16 protein-coding genes, 2 tRNA genes and 3 rRNA genes are annotated in these 18,560 nt (G+C 50.5%); 13 read left to right on the top strand and 8 right to left on the bottom strand.

Going from position 1 to position 18,560, the window contains the following annotated elements:
• Positions 1–107 precede the first annotated feature (107 nt).
• Positions 108–575, top strand: coding sequence for a MerR family transcriptional regulator (locus C7W93_RS23190; protein ID WP_108442711.1), 468 nt, complete (start codon positions 108–110; stop codon positions 573–575).
• A complete protein-coding gene (locus tag C7W93_RS23185) occupies positions 526–1,539 on the top strand; it encodes an aldo/keto reductase (protein ID WP_201747348.1) in 1,014 nt (337 codons plus the stop codon). The genes C7W93_RS23190 and C7W93_RS23185 overlap by 50 nt, the downstream gene beginning before the upstream one ends.
• A gap of 85 nt (positions 1,540–1,624) precedes the next feature.
• Here C7W93_RS23185 and trpC read toward each other — a convergent pair whose 3' ends face one another.
• The 6 genes from trpC to rpe form a co-directional block, all read right to left on the bottom strand.
• Positions 1,625–2,428 (bottom strand): indole-3-glycerol phosphate synthase TrpC, encoded by an 804-nt coding sequence (trpC, locus tag C7W93_RS23180; RefSeq protein WP_108442709.1) that lies wholly within the window; start codon positions 2,426–2,428, stop codon positions 1,625–1,627.
• A gap of 68 nt (positions 2,429–2,496) precedes the next feature.
• On the bottom strand, positions 2,497–3,534 hold the full coding sequence (trpD, locus tag C7W93_RS23175; protein WP_108442708.1) for an anthranilate phosphoribosyltransferase: 1,038 nt from the start codon (positions 3,532–3,534) through the stop codon (positions 2,497–2,499).
• Positions 3,535–3,691: 157 nt separating this feature from the next.
• The gene (locus C7W93_RS23170) at positions 3,692–4,255 is read right to left on the bottom strand and encodes an aminodeoxychorismate/anthranilate synthase component II (RefSeq protein WP_108442707.1); all 564 of its coding nucleotides are present in this window, start codon (positions 4,253–4,255) and stop codon (positions 3,692–3,694) included.
• Positions 4,255–5,769, bottom strand: coding sequence for an anthranilate synthase component I (gene trpE, locus C7W93_RS23165; protein WP_108442706.1), 1,515 nt, complete (start codon positions 5,767–5,769; stop codon positions 4,255–4,257). Before trpE ends, C7W93_RS23170 begins: the two co-directional genes overlap by 1 nt.
• Positions 5,770–5,990: 221 nt before the next feature.
• The gene (locus C7W93_RS23160) at positions 5,991–6,710 is read right to left on the bottom strand and encodes a phosphoglycolate phosphatase (protein WP_370446525.1); all 720 of its coding nucleotides are present in this window, start codon (positions 6,708–6,710) and stop codon (positions 5,991–5,993) included.
• Positions 6,701–7,372, bottom strand: coding sequence for a ribulose-phosphate 3-epimerase (gene rpe, locus C7W93_RS23155; protein ID WP_108442912.1), 672 nt, complete (start codon positions 7,370–7,372; stop codon positions 6,701–6,703). The genes C7W93_RS23160 and rpe overlap by 10 nt, the downstream gene beginning before the upstream one ends.
• 207 nt (positions 7,373–7,579) lie before the next feature.
• On the opposite strand from rpe, the gene apaG reads away from it, so the two are divergent.
• The gene (apaG, locus tag C7W93_RS23150) at positions 7,580–7,954 is read left to right on the top strand and encodes a Co2+/Mg2+ efflux protein ApaG (protein WP_108442705.1); all 375 of its coding nucleotides are present in this window, start codon (positions 7,580–7,582) and stop codon (positions 7,952–7,954) included.
• A 38-nt stretch (positions 7,955–7,992) separates the two neighbouring features.
• On the opposite strand, the gene C7W93_RS24860 is transcribed toward apaG, so the two are convergent.
• Positions 7,993–8,136, bottom strand: a complete 144-nt coding sequence (locus C7W93_RS24860) for a hypothetical protein (protein ID WP_201747347.1) — start codon at positions 8,134–8,136, stop codon at positions 7,993–7,995.
• Positions 8,137–8,148: 12 nt separating this feature from the next.
• On the opposite strand from C7W93_RS24860, the gene C7W93_RS23145 reads away from it, so the two are divergent.
• A complete protein-coding gene (locus C7W93_RS23145; protein WP_108442704.1) occupies positions 8,149–9,372 on the top strand; it encodes a murein transglycosylase A in 1,224 nt (407 codons plus the stop codon).
• Positions 9,373–9,482: 110 nt separating this feature from the next.
• Here the strand turns inward: C7W93_RS23145 and C7W93_RS23140 are convergent, their stop codons facing one another.
• Positions 9,483–9,920, bottom strand: a complete 438-nt coding sequence (locus C7W93_RS23140) for a universal stress protein (RefSeq protein WP_108442703.1) — start codon at positions 9,918–9,920, stop codon at positions 9,483–9,485.
• 208 nt (positions 9,921–10,128) lie between these two features.
• Here C7W93_RS23140 and C7W93_RS23135 point away from each other — a divergent pair, with 208 nt between their 5' ends.
• From C7W93_RS23135 to C7W93_RS23095, 9 genes are all read left to right on the top strand, one after another.
• Complete coding sequence (locus C7W93_RS23135) at positions 10,129–10,905, top strand: enoyl-CoA hydratase (protein WP_108442702.1); 777 nt, start codon at positions 10,129–10,131, stop codon at positions 10,903–10,905.
• Between the two features lie 523 nt (positions 10,906–11,428).
• Positions 11,429–12,961: ribosomal RNA gene (locus tag C7W93_RS23130) — 16S ribosomal RNA — on the top strand.
• A gap of 131 nt (positions 12,962–13,092) precedes the next feature.
• A tRNA-Ile gene (locus C7W93_RS23125) sits at positions 13,093–13,169 on the top strand.
• A 9-nt stretch (positions 13,170–13,178) separates the two neighbouring features.
• Positions 13,179–13,254 (top strand) — tRNA-Ala (locus tag C7W93_RS23120).
• A 355-nt stretch (positions 13,255–13,609) separates the two neighbouring features.
• A 23S ribosomal RNA gene (locus C7W93_RS23115) occupies positions 13,610–16,485 on the top strand.
• A 177-nt stretch (positions 16,486–16,662) separates the two neighbouring features.
• Positions 16,663–16,775: ribosomal RNA gene (rrf, locus tag C7W93_RS23110) — 5S ribosomal RNA — on the top strand.
• Together the 16S, 23S and 5S rRNA genes with 2 tRNA genes alongside form the textbook arrangement of a ribosomal RNA operon.
• A gap of 320 nt (positions 16,776–17,095) precedes the next feature.
• Positions 17,096–17,491 (top strand): transposase, encoded by a 396-nt coding sequence (locus C7W93_RS23105; protein WP_161539841.1) that lies wholly within the window; start codon positions 17,096–17,098, stop codon positions 17,489–17,491.
• On the top strand, positions 17,488–17,835 hold the full coding sequence (gene tnpB / locus C7W93_RS23100) for an IS66 family insertion sequence element accessory protein TnpB (protein ID WP_108438191.1): 348 nt from the start codon (positions 17,488–17,490) through the stop codon (positions 17,833–17,835). Before C7W93_RS23105 ends, tnpB begins: the two co-directional genes overlap by 4 nt.
• Positions 17,836–17,864: 29 nt before the next feature.
• Positions 17,865–18,560, top strand: a 696-nt coding sequence (locus tag C7W93_RS23095) for an IS66 family transposase zinc-finger binding domain-containing protein (RefSeq protein ID WP_146177605.1), incomplete at its 3' end; no start/stop codon positions are given.

Below are 18,560 nucleotides of genomic sequence, written 5' to 3'. Positions count from 1 at the left end.
ATATTTTTCCGATTTTACATTGGCAAGAAATGCGCCTCTTGCGCAGCATTCATTAATCGTGATTCGCGCTTGACTTAGAGCGCACTCTAACAAATACACTCAATCTCATGACCACTTCCCTGACGATTCAACAAGCTGCGGCCGCCACGGGGCTGACAGTGCATACACTGCGCTATTACGAACGCATTGGTTTGATTGATCCGATACCTCGGCAAGACAATCAACACAGGTTGTATCGTGACGAAGATATTCTTTGGATCGGTTTTTTGCTGAAGTTACGATCAACTGGTTTGCCTATTCGCAAAATGTTGCGTTATGCGGAGTTGCGACGGTTGGGAGATCAACGGGAAAGTGTGTCAGAACGGAAGGCGATGCTGGAAGAGCATACGTTGTCGCTGGAGACGACGCTCGCAGATTTGCAAAGCAATCTGGCGGTCATGCACAAGAAAATTGCGCTGTACGCCAATATTGAAACGACATTGAATGCGCACCCTGCCATTAAAACTTTTGATAAGGAATACGGTCATGAGCACGCACACAAACCAACCCATAAGCACACGCAAACTCGGCGCTAACGGCCCGACAGTTTCCGCCATCGGCCTAGGCTGCATGGGGATGAGTGATTTTTATGCAAATCGAGATGATGTCGAATCCGTCGCCACCATTCATCGGGCGCTGGAATTGGGCATTAACTTTCTCGACACTGCGGATATGTACGGTCCGTACCTCAACGAGGAATTAATTGCTAAAGCTATCAAAGGTAAGCGCGATCAGATTTTTATCGCGACTAAATTTGGCTTTGTCCGTGACAGCACCGATGTCAATGCACGTGGCGTTGATGGCAGTCCGGTATATATCCGGCGCGCCGTTGAAGGTAGTCTGAAGCGTCTGGGGATAGAGACGATCGATCTTTATTACCAACATCGGATTGATCCACAAACGCCAATCGAAGACACGGTCGGGACTCTCGCAGATTTGGTTACGGCGGGAAAGATACGTTACATCGGCTTATCTGAGGCGTCTCCTGAAACGCTGGAACGTGCCCATAAAATCCATCCGATCACTGCGCTGCAAAGTGAGTATTCTCTTTGGACGCGTGACCCAGAGCAGGGCGTTCTGGCGACTTGCCGCAAGCTTGGTATCGGGTTCGTCCCTTACAGTCCTTTGGGCCGAGGATTTTTGACCGGCGCGATCACCACACCGGAACAATTCCCAGAAGATGATTACCGTCGTCATAGTCCACGTTTTCAGGGAGAGAACTTTGCCAAGAATTTGGCATTAGTCGATAAGGTAAAAGAACTTGCGACACGCCATGGTTGTACGCCGGGTCAATTGGCTCTGGCCTGGGTGCTAGCGCAAGGCGACGACATCGTTCCGATTCCAGGCACTAAACGTCGTAGCTATTTGGAAGAGAACGTCAAGGCGGTGAGTTTGCCGCTAGCGAAAAATGATCTCGCAGAACTTGATGCAATTTTTCCATTTGGCGCTGCAAGCGGTACGCGGTATGTCGAGAGCAGCATGAAATTGCTGAATGGCTAAATCAGATGATTAGACTGTCGGTTGTCAGTTTAATTAGTCAAAAAAAAGACCACAGAGAAATCTGTGGTCTTTTTTTAGTGTATTTTTACGCGTTAAACAAACGCGCCAGTTCCACGCCGGGCTCTGGCGCACGCATAAATGTTTCACCGACCAAAAATGCATGGACATTGGCATCGCGCATGCGCTTCACGTCATCGATTGTCTGGATGCCAGATTCAGTGACAACTAATTTATCTGGAGAAATACCGGGCAGCAGCGCCAGTGTGTTATCCAACGATGTTTCAAATGTACGTAGATTGCGGTTATTGACACCTAACAATGCTGTTTTCAGCTTGAGCGCAGCGGCCAGTTCTTCAGCGTTATGGACCTCGACCAGCACGCTCATGCCAAGCTCTAATGCAAGCGCCTCCATCTCGGCCATTAAACCGTGATCAAGCGCTGCAACGATCAGTAAAATGGCATCCGCGCCCCAGTGGCGTGCCTGATAAATTTGATACGGATCGATCATGAAATCTTTGCGCAGCACGGGAAGGGCGCAGGCGGCGCGCGCTTGCTGCATGTATGCCGGTGAACCTTGAAAGAATTTTTCGTCAGTCAGGACGGATAGGCATGCAGCGCCGTGGGTAGCGTAGTTGATGGCGATATCAGCAGGATGAAAGTCAGCGCGAATCACGCCTTTGGACGGGGATGCCTTTTTGATTTCGGCAATAATTCCAGCATGCCCCGCATTAACCTTGGCACGCAATGCAGCTTCGAAGTCACGTAAATTATTTCTGGCATCGATATCGGTTTCGACTTCGCGGCGCAAGCTGGCCAGGTCTCGCTGTTTTTTCGCGACAGCGATTTCATCGGCTTTAACGTCGAGAATTTTATTCAGAATATCGGACATAGTGGTGTTCCTTTCGTGTTCCTAATGCGCGTATGGCCACATATCTATACTTTATGGCAGCCTGTTATTCAGTTGCTGGCGCCGAGTGTTTGTGTGGTTTTAATGAACTGCTCCAGCTTCAGGCGTGCGGCACCGGATGCCATCACTGCGCGAGCTTTGATCAGACCATCGGCAATTGAGCTGGTAATACCAGCTGCGTAAAGCGCGGTCGCAGCGTTGAGCGCGACGATGTCACGCGCGGGGCCGGGGACGTCATCAAGCGCTTCGAAAATCTTCTCTTTTGATTCTTGCGAATTGGCGACTTTTAAATTGCGGCTGGCGATCATTTGCATGCCGAAATCTTCCGGATGTATTTCATATTCGCGAATTTCACCGTTGATCAGCTCGCCGACTAGTGTTGCTGCACCGAGTGATACTTCGTCCATGTTATCGCGTCCCCAGACCACCAGCGCCCGCTGCGCGCCAAGTCGTTGTAATACGCGAACCTGAATCCCCACCAAATCCGGATGAAATACCCCCATCAGAATATTCGGTGCGCCAGCTGGATTGGTCAGCGGTCCCAGAATATTAAAGATGGTTCGCACGCCTAGTTCTTTTCGTACCGGCGCTGCATGTTTCATTGCTGCATGGTGATTGGGCGCAAACATGAAACCGATGCCGGTCTGATCGATTGATTGCGAAACTTGCTGTGGCGTCAGATTGATATTAGCACCCAACGACTCGAGCACATCGGCACTTCCCGATGAGGATGAAACGCTGCGGCCGCCATGTTTGGCGATGCGGGCGCCGCCAGCAGCGGCAACGAACATAGTTGCAGTAGAAATATTGAAAGTTTGCGCACCATCACCTCCAGTACCGACGATATCGAGCAGGTTATCGGTGTTCGTAGTGGGGACGGGGGTGGCGAACTCACGCATAACTTGCGCGGCGGCAGCAATTTCGCCAATGGTTTCTTTTTTAACGCGCAGACCCATTGTCAGCGCCGCGATCATGACCGGCGACATATCGCCCCGCATAATTTTGCGGAACAAATGCAACATCTCATCGTGGAATATTTCGCGATGCTCAATACAGCGCAAGAGCGCTTCTTGTTCGGTGATCGGCATGGGTTCCTCTTGAAGCTTTACGTTGGATTGCGCTTGGCAAGCCCAATGCCATCGCATCCTGAAATCAACGGAGACCAGTAAGGTTAGCCGGACTTATTGGACGTCCGACTAACTACTGTAAAGGCGTGGGCTAATAGTGCAACGCTGCAAAAACAGACTAACGTTGCAAAAAGTTTTTAAGCAAGGCATGACCATGTTCGGACAGGATGGATTCAGGATGAAATTGCACACCCTCGATATCCAACGTCTTATGGCGCACACCCATGATTTCACCGTCATCGGTCCACGCTGTAATTTCCAGACAATCCGGTAATGACGCGCGCTCAATGGCTAGCGAATGGTAGCGAATGACCGTGAATGGGCTAGGCAAATCTTTGAATACACCTACGCCGGTATGATGCACCGGCGAGGTTTTGCCATGCATGACTTGTTGTGCGCGCACGACTTTTCCACCGAAAGCTTCACCAATTGCCTGATGGCCGAGACAAACGCCCAGAATAGGCAGCGTGCCGCCCAATTTCCTCAGCAATTCAACGCAAATCCCAGCTTCTTTAGGACTGCAAGGACCGGGCGAGATACAAATGCGCTCTGGTTTGAGCGCAGCGATCTCATCAAGCGTGATTTCATCGTTACGGAAAGTCCGTACATCTTCACCGAGTTCACCAAAATATTGCACCAGGTTATAGGTGAAGGAATCATAGTTATCGATCATTAGCAGCATCAGATTTCTCCATCCAGACCATCTTGCACTTGTTCCGCTGCGCGTAATACTGCGCGGGCCTTATTTTCGGTTTCTTCCCACTCGGTTTCTGGCACAGAATCAGCGACGATTCCGGCTGCGGCTTGCACGTATAGCATGCCGTCTTTGATGACGCCGGTGCGGATGGCGATGGCGACATCCATTTCGCCGCCAAATGACAGGTAACCGCAAGCGCCGCCGTAAATGCCTCGTTTAGTCAGTTCCAGTTCGTCGATGACTTCCATTGCCCGTACTTTTGGCGCACCTGAAAGCGTGCCTGCGGGGAAAGTAGCTTTGAGCACATCCAGATTCGACAAGCCGGATTTGAGTACACCTTCGACGTTGGAAACAATGTGCTGCACGTGGGAATATTTTTCGATGACCATCTGGTCAGTAACTTTGACGGTGCCGGTTTCAGCAATGCGGCCGATATCGTTGCGGGCCAGATCAATCAGCATCACGTGTTCAGCGATTTCTTTTGGATCGGCGAGTAATTCGATCGCCAGTTGTTCGTCGCGCTCAGGAGTAGCTCCACGCGGACGGGTTCCTGCTAGCGGACGTATGGTGACTTTGCGTTTGCCCTCAGCGGTAGCTGTCGGTGCAGCTGTTTGTTCGTTGCGGACCAAAATCTCTGGCGACGAGCCAACAATTTGCATGTCGCCGAAATTATAGAAATACATATATGGCGACGGATTCAATGACCGCAATGCGCGATACAGCATCAGTGGCGAATCGACGTAAGGTTTTTTAATCCGTTGGCCGATTTGTACCTGCATCAAATCGCCCGCCATTACGTATTCTTTAGCCTTGGCAACGGCTTTGAGATAGTCTTCTTTTTTGAATTCGCGGATGGTTTCGGTGCGGACCGATGCCGATGTGACCGGCGCATCGGCTGGGCGGCGCAACATCGTGCGTAAATCTTTCAGACGCTGACGACCCTTGGAGAATGCTTCTGGCTGGGTCGGATCGGTGTAGACGATCAGATATAGTTTGCCGGAGAGATTATCAATTACCGCCAATTCTTCGGTTAGCAGTAATTGGATATCGGGTAGGCCCAGATCATCTTTTGGGGTGCTGTGCGCCAGCCGTTTTTCTATGTGGCGGACAGTGTCATAACCAAAATAGCCAGCCAGACCGCCGCAGAAGCGTGGCATACCGGCACGAATTGCTACTTTATAGCGTGACTGAAATTCGCTGATGAAGTCGAGCGGATTACCTTCTTTAGTCTCAATGATCTTGTCATTCTTGACAACTTCAATACGCGTGCCATAACTACGCAGCAGGGTTGACGCGGGCAGGCCGATAAAAGAATAGCGCCCAAAGCGTTCGCCGCCGACGACGGACTCAAGCAAGAACGTATTTTTTCCGGCCTGCTGAGTCTGCGCTAATTTTAAATAGAGCGTCAACGGCGTTTCAAGATCGGCTAAAGCTTCGGCGATCAGAGGAATGCGATTATAGCCTTGTGCGGCCAGCGATTTGAATTCGAGTTCGGTCATGTTTCTCTCCAGGCCGCTATTGTAGAACAGCGGTGGTTTAATGCAAAAACGTTGTCTGCGATGTGCTTTAAAAAGACAAAAAACAGACAGCGGCGATCAGCGGGTTACTTAGCCCAGGATTGCCAGCGTCGCCAGAGCCAGGCCTCAGGGGCGGCTAGTGGGACATTACGTTTTTTTTTCAAGAAACATTATTCAGAAATAGTTGTGTTGAATACGCGAATTTATAGCGAAATAAGCTGTGCTGCAGAAAGCAGCGTGGCTACTATACCATCGGAATCGACGTCTTGTATAGACGCGCCATGGTTGTAACCATACGGCACCGTTAATACGCGACAACCCGCTGCACGGGCGGCTTGGGCATCGTTTGAAGAGTCGCCAATCGCGACTATTTGCGCCGGTGCCAGATCGAATTGACGGCAAACCTCAAGGAAAGGCATCGGGTCTGGTTTTTTTCTGGCAAAGGAGTCGCCGCCATAAACCAGCTCAAAGAAATCGCGCAATCCGGTCTTTTCTAACAACGGTAGCGCAAACGCAATTGGCTTGTTCGTGACGCAGGCCAGCCGCAGGCCCATCTCTTGCATTTGCTGTAATCCCTCGATTACACCGGGATATAGCGTTGCGCAATTACCGTTAATGGCAAGGTAGTGGCGTTGATACGATGCTAGCGCGGCATCAAAATGCACCTCAACCTCTGCCGCCGGATAATCGACGGCCAAGACGCGACGAATCAGGTTTTCTGATCCTTTTCCGACAAAATTGATCACGGTCTGCAAAGTCAGCGGCGGCAGATCGAAATCCACCCGCATGAGATTAATCGCAACCTGAAAATCCGGCGCCGTATCAATCATGGTGCCGTCTAAATCAATAATCGCCGCTGCAATGCCAGTTAACGCCATTGCAGTATGTGCATTAGTCGCTGCCACCGCGCTGCTTAACGACATACTTTTACCAACTCGTCACGCATTGCATCGATGACTGCTTTGTAATCAGGTTTACCAAAAATAGCCGAACCGGCAACGAATGTATCTGCCCCAGCAGCAGCAGCAGCAGCGATGTTGTCAATTTTGATGCCGCCATCGACTTCTAGCAGGATATCGCGACCAGAGTCATCAATCAGGCGACGGACGATAGCGATTTTTCTCAGCGCTTCAGGGATAAAGGACTGGCCTCCGAAGCCGGGGTTGACGGACATGATCAGGATAATGTCGAGTTTATCCATGACGTGATCCAGAAAATCCAGCGGCGTGCCCGGATTAAATACCAAGCCTGCTTTACAACCATGGTCGCGGATCAATTGCAACGAACGATCTATATGTTCTGATGCTTCAGGATGAAATGTGATGATATTGGCGCCAGCCTTGGCAAAGTCGGGAATGATGCGATCTACCGGTTTGACCATCAGATGCACGTCAATAGGCACTTGGACGTGGGGACGAATTGCTTCGCATACTAGCGGGCCGATGGTCAGGTTGGGAACGTAATGGTTATCCATGACGTCAAAGTGGATCATATCGGCCCCGGCACTGACCACGTTGCGGACTTCTTCGCCGAGACGGGCGAAATCGGCAGATAAAATGCTTGGGGCAATACGATAGGTTGGTATGTTTGGCATGGCGATCATTGATTAAGGTGCTGCATAGAAGATGCGGTATTTTACCCCGCAGGTGCGTTATGAGCAGCGTTGTACTTGCTTCTGCCGGTAAATTCGTGTGCAATGGTCCGATTGATGCAACGTGCTGGCGCTGAAAGTTGTCGATCGACTTATTCAGCGAGGCCGCCCAATTACTCTTTGGAAACTAAGGAAATCTGCATGGCTGCTTATGAATTTACGGTTACGGTAAAAACGCAATATCTGGAAGAGCAATCTGAGCCAGAGCGGAATCATTATGTTTTTGCTTACGCAATCACCATAAAAAACACTGGTCAGGTGGCAGCGCAATTAATTTCGCGGCATTGGGTAATCACCGACGCGGACAATACTGTGCAGGAAGTGCGTGGATTAGGCGTCATTGGCCATCAGCCATTGCTGCAACCGGGCGAAAATTTCGAATATACCAGCGGCACTTCGTTGGCCACGCCGCAAGGCTCGATGTTTGGTGAGTTTTTCTGCGTTGCAGAAGATGGCGAACAGTTTGAGTCGCGCATCCCTGAATTCGTTTTGTCGTTGCCGCGGACGTTGCATTAATCTTCGCACTTTATTTCGTTAGTGCATTGAATGCGTTATTACGCGTTCTTGTCGCCATCTTGTTTTTTCGGCGATGCTTTACGTGCTGGTGGCTGATCAGGTTTTCGGCCCGACATGGTCCACCAGACAATAAACACAAATAAGAAGAAGGCGACAGTCGCCTCAAGTATTAATAACCACATAAAGAATCCTCAATGTCATTCAAGCGCATAAGTCTACCTGTTTCAGCCTTACCTATCGCCCTCATCGTCCTCAGTATTGCAGGTTGCTCTACTTCTCCGTCGTTGACAACGCCGACGGCGCCCGAGAAAAAACCTCCTCCGATTAGTTCATCTGTTCCGTTGCCAAATATTCAAGCGCCGCCTGGTACGCTGCGGGCGAGTTCTTTTGCGGCACTGCCTGGTTGGAAAAACGACGACGTGCGTCAGGCGATGCCCGCTTTTTTAACCTCTTGTACAACGATGGTCAGACGCGCTGACTGGACTGAGCCATGTAATCTGGCGCGGAATGTTGATGCAGGCAATGAAAGCGCAGTGAGAGCTTTCTTCGAAGCATTTTTTACGCCTTATCAGGTAGTGAATGCAGACGGCACTGACAATGGCTTGGTGACGGGCTATTACGAACCACTATTACGCGGGGCGCGCAAACGCGGTGGCGCTTATCAAACACCTTTATATAGGGCACCGGATGATTTGCTGACGATAGATTTGGCGACCATTTACCCGGAGCTTAAAGGCTTGCGTTTGCGGGGGCGGCTAGTTGGAAACCGGGTGGTGCCGTATCCGAATCGGGCTGAGCTGGATAAAACGGGTAGTTTGACGGGTAAAGAAATTGTTTGGGTCGATGATCCGGTCGATGCTTTTTTTCTGCAAGTGCAAGGTTCTGGCAGGGTCCAGATGACGAATGGCGAGATTTTACGCGTGGCGTATGCCGACCAAAATGGCTATCCTTATAAGTCGATTGGACGTTATCTGATTGATAAGGGCGAGTTGACGTTGGCGCAGGCTTCCGCGCAAGGGATCAAAGCATGGCTGGCAGCGAATCCATCGCGTCAGCAGGAATTGTTAAATTCGAATCCAAGTTACGTCTTCTTTAAAGAAGAAAAAGTGCTGGACCCGAACCAAGGACCGAAAGGTGCGCAGGGCGTACCGTTGACCCCGCAGCGTTCAATTGCAGTAGATCCGCATTTTATTCCGTTAGGGGTGCCAGTATTCTTGGCGACGACCTATCCGAACAGTGCAAAAAATCTACAACAGTTAATGGTGGCGCAGGATACCGGTGGGGCGATTAAGGGAGCGGTGCGTGCCGATTTGTTTTGGGGATTTGGTAATGAGGCGGGCGAGAAGGCCGGAAGGATGAAGCAACGCGGTGCAATGTGGGTATTATTACCAAAATTGTCTAACGTCGCTGGGCGTTAATTTCTCACTACACTATATAGAGCAGTTAGAGCAGTTTTCTTAATGCGTTATTGACGTTTTGCCAACGTCTAATAACGCATTATGTATATTCGGATATAGAGATGGCTTAATTATCGTAAGACCAATACCGGAATAGTGGAATGGGCCAGCACTCTCTGCGTTTTACTCCCCAAAAACAGTCTGCTTAGCCCACTTCGACCGTGTGATGCCATAAAAATGACGTCACAGCCGTGTTTTTCGGCGACGTTAATGATCTCTTCGTCTGGATTAAACGCCTGAGCGGTAAGGATTTCGCACTCCACGCCAGCTGCCTTTGCCGCATCTGCAACTTTTTGCACGTGTAATTGCGCCAACGCCAACATATTCTCTTCATAAGTGCCCGGGTCCGCGGCCATAGTGCTTTCTGCCATCGGTGAGAATGGATATGGTTCTGCCACTGACAAACCGATCACCTTGCCGTTGCAAAACTTAGCAAATTCAATCGCGGCCGTAATTGCCTTATCTGACAACGTTGAACCGTCGGTTGGTACCAATATTGTTTTGAACATGGTGTGCCCTTCATGTATGAGGAATGGTGCTATTTTTGCAATTGAGATGATGCTTTAGTCTCGTCCTTATATAGACTAAAGATTGCTTTTTTAATTCCCTCTGTTAAATACATCAACCCATCGTGGTCGTTCTGATCATCGTATCTGTTATCTTGAAGCGCTACAATTGAAGCCTGTCCATTCCACCTAATGCTAAATAGGAAACGTTATGTCATACGAAGCTATTCTGATTGAAACGCAAGGAAAAGTCGGTCTTATCCGTTTGAATCGTCCTAAGGCGCTGAATGCTTTAAATGATCAGTTGATGACTGAGTTAGGCGAGGCGCTAACCACGTTCGATGCTGATGAGCAGATTGGTTGCATCATCATTACCGGCAGTGAAAAAGCTTTTGCCGCGGGCGCGGATATCGGTGCGATGGCAGGCTACTCTTATATGGACGCGTTTAAGGGCGATTACATTACCCGCAACTGGGAAGAAATCCGTCGCATCCGTAAGCCCGTCATCGCTGCAGTCGCGGGCTTCGCTTTAGGTGGTGGCTGTGAGTTGGCAATGATGTGTGATTTCATCATTGCGGCAGACAACGCGAAATTTGGTCAGCCTGAAATTAAGCTGGGCGTGATTCCCGGCGCTGGCGGCACGCAGCGTCTGCCGCGCGCGATATCGAAAGCCAAGGCGATGGATATGTGTCTGACTGCACGCATGATGGATGCGGTTGAGGCGGAGCGTGCAGGATTGGTATCGCGAATAGTGCCATTGGATCAGTTAATGGCCGAGTCGCTGGCAGCCGCTACCGTTATCGCTAATATGTCGTTGCCCGCAGTGATGATGATTAAAGAGTCGGTGAATCGCGCTTACGAAACTACCTTGGCTGAAGGCATTCAATTTGAGCGCCGGATGTTCCACAGTACCTTCGCGACCGAAGATCAAAAAGAAGGAATGCAGGCGTTTTTAGAGAAGCGTGCACCTGTCTTTAAAAATGTTTAAAAATTATGACAAAACTGCTTGCCAGTGTGTAGATGTGTTGCTATAGTTCGGCCTCTGTTGAAAACGACGCGCAATAAACGACACGGTGCAAGCGGTGTTGGGGGCGAAGTTGGGGATGGAACGGGGTTGTAAATGTGGGTGATTTTAAGTAGTCATAAAGTAGTTGGATCGGATTTAAATTGTTGTTAAAACGGTTTAAAAAAGAGTTGACGAAAAGCTTGAAGCGCCCCATAATCTCATCTCTCTGCTGCTGACAAACAAAACGATTTGTTGGTGCTGCGAACACTGCGGTGTGACGCAAAACAGAGGACAGTTCTTTAACAATTAACAGCCGATAAGTGTGGGCGTTTAATGAAAGTGCAGCGTAAATTACTTCGGTAGTTTGCGTATAACTTAAAACATTAAATGTTCACAAAAGAAGAAAATAGGATATTTCGCAAGGTCAAACTTGGGAAGTAGCCTGTCAGTATTTTGAGTGAGCGATAGCAGCGATGCTAGGCAGCAATGCCACAAAACAGAGATTAAACTGAAGAGTTTGATCCTGGCTCAGATTGAACGCTGGCGGCATGCCTTACACATGCAAGTCGAACGGTAACAGGGAGCTTGCTCCGCTGACGAGTGGCGAACGGGTGAGTAATATATCGGAACGTGCCTTTGAGTGGGGGATAACTAGTCGAAAGATTAGCTAATACCGCATACGATCTACGGATGAAAGTGGGGGATTCGTAAGAACCTCATGCTCAAAGAGCGGCCGATATCTGATTAGCTAGTTGGTGAGGTAAAGGCTCACCAAGGCTTCGATCAGTAGCTGGTCTGAGAGGACGACCAGCCACACTGGGACTGAGACACGGCCCAGACTCCTACGGGAGGCAGCAGTGGGGAATTTTGGACAATGGGCGCAAGCCTGATCCAGCAATGCCGCGTGAGTGAAGAAGGCCTTCGGGTTGTAAAGCTCTTTTGTCAGGGAAGAAACGGTCTTGGCTAATACCTGGGGCTAATGACGGTACCTGAAGAATAAGCACCGGCTAACTACGTGCCAGCAGCCGCGGTAATACGTAGGGTGCAAGCGTTAATCGGAATTACTGGGCGTAAAGCGTGCGCAGGCGGTTGTGTAAGACAGGTGTGAAATCCCCGGGCTTAACCTGGGAATGGCATTTGTGACTGCACGGCTAGAGTGTGTCAGAGGGGGGTAGAATTCCACGTGTAGCAGTGAAATGCGTAGAGATGTGGAGGAATACCGATGGCGAAGGCAGCCCCCTGGGATAACACTGACGCTCATGCACGAAAGCGTGGGGAGCAAACAGGATTAGATACCCTGGTAGTCCACGCCCTAAACGATGTCTACTAGTTGTCGGGTCTTAATTGACTTGGTAACGCAGCTAACGCGTGAAGTAGACCGCCTGGGGAGTACGGTCGCAAGATTAAAACTCAAAGGAATTGACGGGGACCCGCACAAGCGGTGGATGATGTGGATTAATTCGATGCAACGCGAAAAACCTTACCTACCCTTGACATGTACGGAACGCCTGAGAGATTAGGTGGTGCTCGAAAGAGAACCGTAACACAGGTGCTGCATGGCTGTCGTCAGCTCGTGTCGTGAGATGTTGGGTTAAGTCCCGCAACGAGCGCAACCCTTGTCATTAGTTGCTACGAAAGGGCACTCTAATGAGACTGCCGGTGACAAACCGGAGGAAGGTGGGGATGACGTCAAGTCCTCATGGCCCTTATGGGTAGGGCTTCACACGTCATACAATGGTACATACAGAGGGCCGCCAACCCGCGAGGGGGAGCTAATCCCAGAAAGTGTATCGTAGTCCGGATTGTAGTCTGCAACTCGACTACATGAAGTTGGAATCGCTAGTAATCGCGGATCAGCATGTCGCGGTGAATACGTTCCCGGGTCTTGTACACACCGCCCGTCACACCATGGGAGCGGGTTTCACCAGAAGTAGGTAGCCTAACCGTAAGGAGGGCGCTTACCACGGTGGGATTCGTGACTGGGGTGAAGTCGTAACAAGGTAGCCGTATCGGAAGGTGCGGCTGGATCACCTCCTTTCTAGAGTTTGTACGGACATTAAGCGTCCACACTTATCGGTGTGTTAGTTAAAAGAAGAACAGTTATAGGTAGAGCGCGGTGCGCGTGCGATAGAGGGTTTATCGTTGACTACTGAAGTACTGATCCAAAGCGGGTCTGTAGCTCAGTTGGTTAGAGCACCGTGTTGATAACGCGGGGGTCGTTGGTTCGAGCCCAACCAGACCCACCACAAGTTTATGGGGGCTTAGCTCAGCTGGGAGAGCACCTGCTTTGCAAGCAGGGGGTCATCGGTTCGATCCCGTTAGCCTCCACCATATTGTTTGATTCCCAGAGCGGGGGTTGAGCGTGGTGAAATATCAAACCTAAGTCAGGTATTACGCAGGGTAAGACAGCGTGATGCGGCGCGATTTAGGTTTGATCTTTTTAAGATCATTGGCTGTTTGTTCTTTAACAATTTAGAAGAAGTAAAGATTCGTCCGCAGTGCGACAGCATTGTGGATGGGTATGATTGTATCAAATCAAAAAGTATTAAAAGAGTTCTCAAAAGAGCATACGAGAGTATGCAACTGCGAAAACACTTTGGATACGGCAAACGCTAAAGTAATACTCATAAGTAATATCCTATAACCGGTTTTTAGACGTGAACGCGTCTAGAGGCTAACGTTATAGGGACAAGTGAATAAGTGCACATGGTGGATGCCTTGGCGATTACAGGCGATGAAGGACGTAGTAGCTTGCGATAAGCTGCGGGGAGCGAGCAAACACGCTTTGATCCGCAGATTTCCGAATGGGGAAACCCACCCTTTTAGGGTATTGCATACTGAATACATAGGTATGCAAGGCGAACGTGGCGAACTGAAACATCTAAGTAGCTACAGGAAAAGAAATCAACCGAGATTCCCAAAGTAGTGGCGAGCGAAATGGGAACAGCCTGCACGATTTAGCATCAGCGATAATGGAACACTCTGGAAATAGTGGCCATAGAGGGTGATAGCCCCTTACATGAAATCGGTGGTGTGGAACTAAGTGTGCGACAAGTAGGGCGGGACACGTGTAATCCTGTCTGAACATGGGGGGACCATCCTCCAAGGCTAAATACTCGTAATCGACCGATAGTGAACCAGTACCGTGAGGGAAAGGCGAAAAGAACCCCGGAAGGGGAGTGAAATAGATCCTGAAACCGTGTGCATACAAACAGTAGGAGCGGACTTGTTCCGTGACTGCGTACCTTTTGTATAATGGGTCAGCGACTTACATTCAGTGGCAAGCTTAACCGTATAGGGAAGGCGTAGAGAAATCGAGTCCGAATAGGGCGTTCAGTCGCTGGGTGTAGACCCGAAACCAAGTGATCTACTCATGGCCAGGATGAAGGTGCGGTAACACGCACTGGAGGTCCGAACCCACTAATGTTGAAAAATTAGGGGATGAGCTGTGGGTAGGGGTGAAAGGCTAAACAAACTTGGAAATAGCTGGTTCTCTCCGAAAACTATTTAGGTAGTGCCTCAAGTATCACCATCGGGGGTAGAGCACTGTTATGGCTAGGGGGTCATTGCGACTTACCAACCCATTGCAAACTCCGAATACCGATGAGTGCGAGCTTGGGAGACAGACGCCGGGTGCTAACGTCCGACGTCAAGAGGGAAACAACCCAGACCGCCAGCTAAGGTCCCAAAGATTGGCTAAGTGGCAAACGAAGTGGGAAGGCTAAAACAGTCAGGAGGTTGGCTTAGAAGCAGCCATCCTTTAAAGAAAGCGTAATAGCTCACTGATCGAGTCGTCCTGCGCGGAAGATGTAACGGGGCTAAGCCAGTCACCGAAGCTGCGGATATCAATTTATTGATATGGTAGGAGAGCGTTCTGTAAGCCTGCGAAGGTGTCTTGTAAAGGATGCTGGAGGTATCAGAAGTGCGAATGCTGACATGAGTAGCGATAATGGGGGTGAAAAGCCTCCACGCCGTAAGCCCAAGGTTTCCTGTTCAACGTTCATCGGAGCAGGGTGAGTCGGCCCCTAAGGCGAGGCAGAGATGCGTAGCTGATGGGAAGCAGGTTAATATTCCTGCACCGTCGTGTGATGCGATGGGGGGACGGATCGCGGAAGGTTGTCCGACTGTTGGAATAGTCGGTTTTTGGCTCAGAGAAGGCTGTTAGGCAAATCCGGCAGCGTAATTCAAGGGGTTGAGACGAGTGAATTTATTCACGAAGCAATCGGAAGTGGTTCCAAGAAAAGCCTCTAAGCTTCAGTCACACGAGACCGTACCGCAAACCGACACAGGTGGGCGAGATGAGTATTCTAAGGCGCTTGAGAGAACTCGGGAGAAGGAACTCGGCAAATTTGTACCGTAACTTCGGGATAAGGTACGCCCCGGTAGCTTGACTGGCTTGCGCCAGAAGGGTGAAAGGGCTGCAATAAAAAGGTGGCTGCGACTGTTTAATAAAAACACAGCACTATGCAAACACGAAAGTGGACGTATATGGTGTGACTCCTGCCCGGTGCTGGAAGATTAAATGATGGGGTGCAAGCTCTTGATTGAAGTCCCAGTAAACGGCGGCCGTAACTATAACGGTCCTAAGGTAGCGAAATTCCTTGTCGGGTAAGTTCCGACCTGCACGAATGGAGTAACGATGGCCACACTGTCTCCTCCCGAGACTCAGCGAAGTTGAAATGTTTGTGATGATGCAATCTACCCGCGGCTAGACGGAAAGACCCCATGAACCTTTACTGTAGCTTTGCATTGAATTTTGAACCAATCTGTGTAGGATAGGTGGGAGGCTTTGAAGCGTGAACGCTAGTTTGCGTGGAGCCAACCTTGAAATACCACCCTGGTTTGTTTGAGATTCTAACCTTGGTCCGTTATCCGGATCGGGGACAGTGCATGGTAGGCAGTTTGACTGGGGCGGTCTCCTCCCAAAGTGTAACGGAGGAGTTCGAAGGTACGCTAGGTACGGTCGGACATCGTGCTGGTAGTGCAATGGCATAAGCGTGCTTAACTGCGAGACTGACAAGTCGAGCAGGTACGAAAGTAGGACATAGTGATCCGGTGGTTCTGTATGGAAGGGCCATCGCTCAACGGATAAAAGGTACTCTGGGGATAACAGGCTGATTCCTCCCAAGAGTTCATATCGACGGGGGAGTTTGGCACCTCGATGTCGGCTCATCACATCCTGGGGCTGTAGCCGGTCCCAAGGGTATGGCTGTTCGCCATTTAAAGTGGTACGTGAGCTGGGTTTAAAACGTCGTGAGACAGTTTGGTCCCTATCTGCCGTGGGCGTTGGAAATTTGAAGGGGGCTGCTCCTAGTACGAGAGGACCGGAGTGGACGAACCTCTGGTGTACCGGTTGTCACGCCAGTGGCATTGCCGGGTAGCTAAGTTCGGAAGAGATAACCGCTGAAAGCATCTAAGCGGGAAACTTGCCTTGAGATGATATTTCCCGGGAACTAGATTCCCCTAAAGGGTCGTTCGAGACCAGGACGTTGATAGGCTGGGTGTGGAAGCGTAGTAATACGTTAAGCTAACCAGTACTAATTGCCCGTGCGGCTTGTCCCTATAACCTTAGCAGGTTATATATAAGCTAATGAGATATGTGTTTGCCTGAAAAGTGCAATCATACCCAGTGTTGGGGTAACGAAACCCTCGTTACCCCAACACATGAAACAAAACTTTACTTCTTCTAGATTGCGTTGTGTGTTGCCCGATTGGGAACATATGACACTACAGTTTATGCCTGATGACCATAGCGAGTTGGTACCACCCCTTCCCATCCCGAACAGGACCGTGAAACGACTTTGCGCCGATGATAGTGCTGCAACCAGTGTGAAAGTAGGTCATCGTCAGGCTTTTATTAGAAAACCCTCCCAGAGAAATCTGGGAGGGTTTTTGCTTTGGGCAATCGAAATCGAATCGAAATCGGATCGGAGAAAAACACACACCTACTGCATGTATTGAGCCATTTATTTAGCCAATCGATATTTCCGGTACAACCATTCCTCATATAATCCGCCGTCACACATCAGCCAATCAGCATCCAACAAAATATCAAGCATCAAAATGACTATCCCAAAGTAAGCGTGCGCTCAAAACCGTCTATACCTAATCCTCAAATGTCCGCATGATTGCGTTGGAGGGTACAAATCGATTGTGCCCACAACTTCAAATTATGGACACAAATATTGAGTCGGTTACTCCCTCTAAGCGCAGTGGTTATCGGCAACATTCGATTGATTTCAAACGCATGGTGGTCGAACAATCCTTGATGGCTGGGGCCTCGGTGTCGCGGGTGGCGCGGGCCCACGATGTGAATGCGAACCAGGTATTTACCTGGCGTAAATTGTTTCGTGCAGGAGCCTATGAGATTGCCTCAGGCAAGTCCGTCAAATTGCTGCCAGTAGTTCTTGGCGACCCTCGGCAACCATCCCCTGCCAAGCCAGTCTTCACCACGGCCGTTACACCGACCGGCGTGATGGTCCTGGAAATAGGTAAGGCGCGACTTCGAGTCGAGGGCGTGGTGGATCCGTCTATGCTTTCCATGGTGCTGGCCCGGTTGCTGGCATGATCGGTTTGCCAGCAGGAACGCGGATCTGGATCGCAGCAGGCGTGACCGATATGCGTTGCGGTTTTAATGGGTTGGCAGCCAAGGTGCAAACGGCATTGGCCGATGACCCGTTTAGCGGTCACGTCTTCGTGTTTCGTGGCCGACGTGGCGATATTTTGAAGATCTTGTGGTGGACCGGCGACGGGCTGTGTCTGCTGGCCAAACGGCTGGAACGCGGCCGCTTCATCTGGCCGCAGGCAAGCGAAGGCGCGGTTTGTCTGTCGCAAGCGCAACTGTCAATGTTGCTGGAAGGGATCGATTGGCGACGTCCCGAGCGCACGCAACGGCCCCTGTCAGGCTTGTAAACATCGACGTCATTCGGTAAACTACGGGCATGTCAACGCCGCCCCACCTTCCCGACGATATCAGCGCTTTAAAAGCGATGATTACCGATCGTGATGCGGTCATTGCGTTGCACGGGGAAACGGTGGCGCAGCTACAGGACGCACTGTCCTCACATCGCATCGAAATCGAACACCTCAAGCTCTTCATCGCCAAACTCAAACGGCTGCAGTTCGGCCGCAAATCCGAGAAGCTGGACCGGCAAATTGAACAACTCGAATTACGGTTAGAAGATTTGCAGACAGAAGAAAGTGACGTTGCCAGCGCTGCCCCGGCAACGAAGCCAGTGCGTCCGAAGATACCACGCAAACCGCTACCGCCCCATTTGCCCCGGGACGAGAAGATCTATACGCCAGAGCATGCCGCCTGCCCCGATTGCGGTGGCGATTTGCGTCATCTCGGCAGTGACGTTGCCGAGCAACTTGAATTCGTCCCGGCCAGCTTTCGGGTCATCCGGCATGTGCGTCCCAAACTCGCTTGCACCTGCTGCGACTGCATCGTCCAGGCGCCGGCACCCAGCCGTCCGATTGCACGCGGTCTGGCGGGGCCCGGATTACTCGCCCATATTCTGGTGAGCAAGTTCGCTGATCATCTTCCGCTCTACCGGCAATCGGTCATCTATGCCCGGGAAGGTGTGGAACTGGATCGGGGATTATTGGCAGACTGGGTCGGTGCTGCCAGCAGCCTG

The organism is Glaciimonas sp. PCH181 (genome assembly GCF_003056055.1).
Classification (GTDB): domain Bacteria; phylum Pseudomonadota; class Gammaproteobacteria; order Burkholderiales; family Burkholderiaceae_D; genus Glaciimonas.
Note: the sequence above shows the minus strand (reverse complement) of the source record. Positions and strands in the feature narration are given on the sequence as shown.

Coding starts and splice junctions, on each gene's coding strand:
- C7W93_RS23190 (WP_108442711.1), top strand. CDS start 108: ATGACCACTTCCCTGACGATTCAACAAGCTGCGGCCGCCACGGGGCTG.
- C7W93_RS24860 (WP_201747347.1), bottom strand. CDS start 8,136: ATGTGGTTATTAATACTTGAGGCGACTGTCGCCTTCTTCTTATTTGTG.
- trpC (WP_108442709.1), bottom strand. CDS start 2,428: ATGTCCGATATTCTGAATAAAATTCTCGACGTTAAAGCCGATGAAATC.
- C7W93_RS23185 (WP_201747348.1), top strand. CDS start 526: ATGAGCACGCACACAAACCAACCCATAAGCACACGCAAACTCGGCGCT.
- C7W93_RS23135 (WP_108442702.1), top strand. CDS start 10,129: ATGTCATACGAAGCTATTCTGATTGAAACGCAAGGAAAAGTCGGTCTT.
- trpD (WP_108442708.1), bottom strand. CDS start 3,534: ATGCCGATCACCGAACAAGAAGCGCTCTTGCGCTGTATTGAGCATCGC.
- C7W93_RS23170 (WP_108442707.1), bottom strand. CDS start 4,255: ATGCTGCTAATGATCGATAACTATGATTCCTTCACCTATAACCTGGTG.
- C7W93_RS23160 (WP_370446525.1), bottom strand. CDS start 6,710: ATGTCGTTAAGCAGCGCGGTGGCAGCGACTAATGCACATACTGCAATG.
- tnpB (WP_108438191.1), top strand. CDS start 17,488: ATGATCGGTTTGCCAGCAGGAACGCGGATCTGGATCGCAGCAGGCGTG.
- C7W93_RS23105 (WP_161539841.1), top strand. CDS start 17,096: ATGGACACAAATATTGAGTCGGTTACTCCCTCTAAGCGCAGTGGTTAT.
- trpE (WP_108442706.1), bottom strand. CDS start 5,769: ATGACCGAACTCGAATTCAAATCGCTGGCCGCACAAGGCTATAATCGC.
- apaG (WP_108442705.1), top strand. CDS start 7,580: ATGGCTGCTTATGAATTTACGGTTACGGTAAAAACGCAATATCTGGAA.
- C7W93_RS23140 (WP_108442703.1), bottom strand. CDS start 9,920: ATGTTCAAAACAATATTGGTACCAACCGACGGTTCAACGTTGTCAGAT.
- C7W93_RS23145 (WP_108442704.1), top strand. CDS start 8,149: ATGTCATTCAAGCGCATAAGTCTACCTGTTTCAGCCTTACCTATCGCC.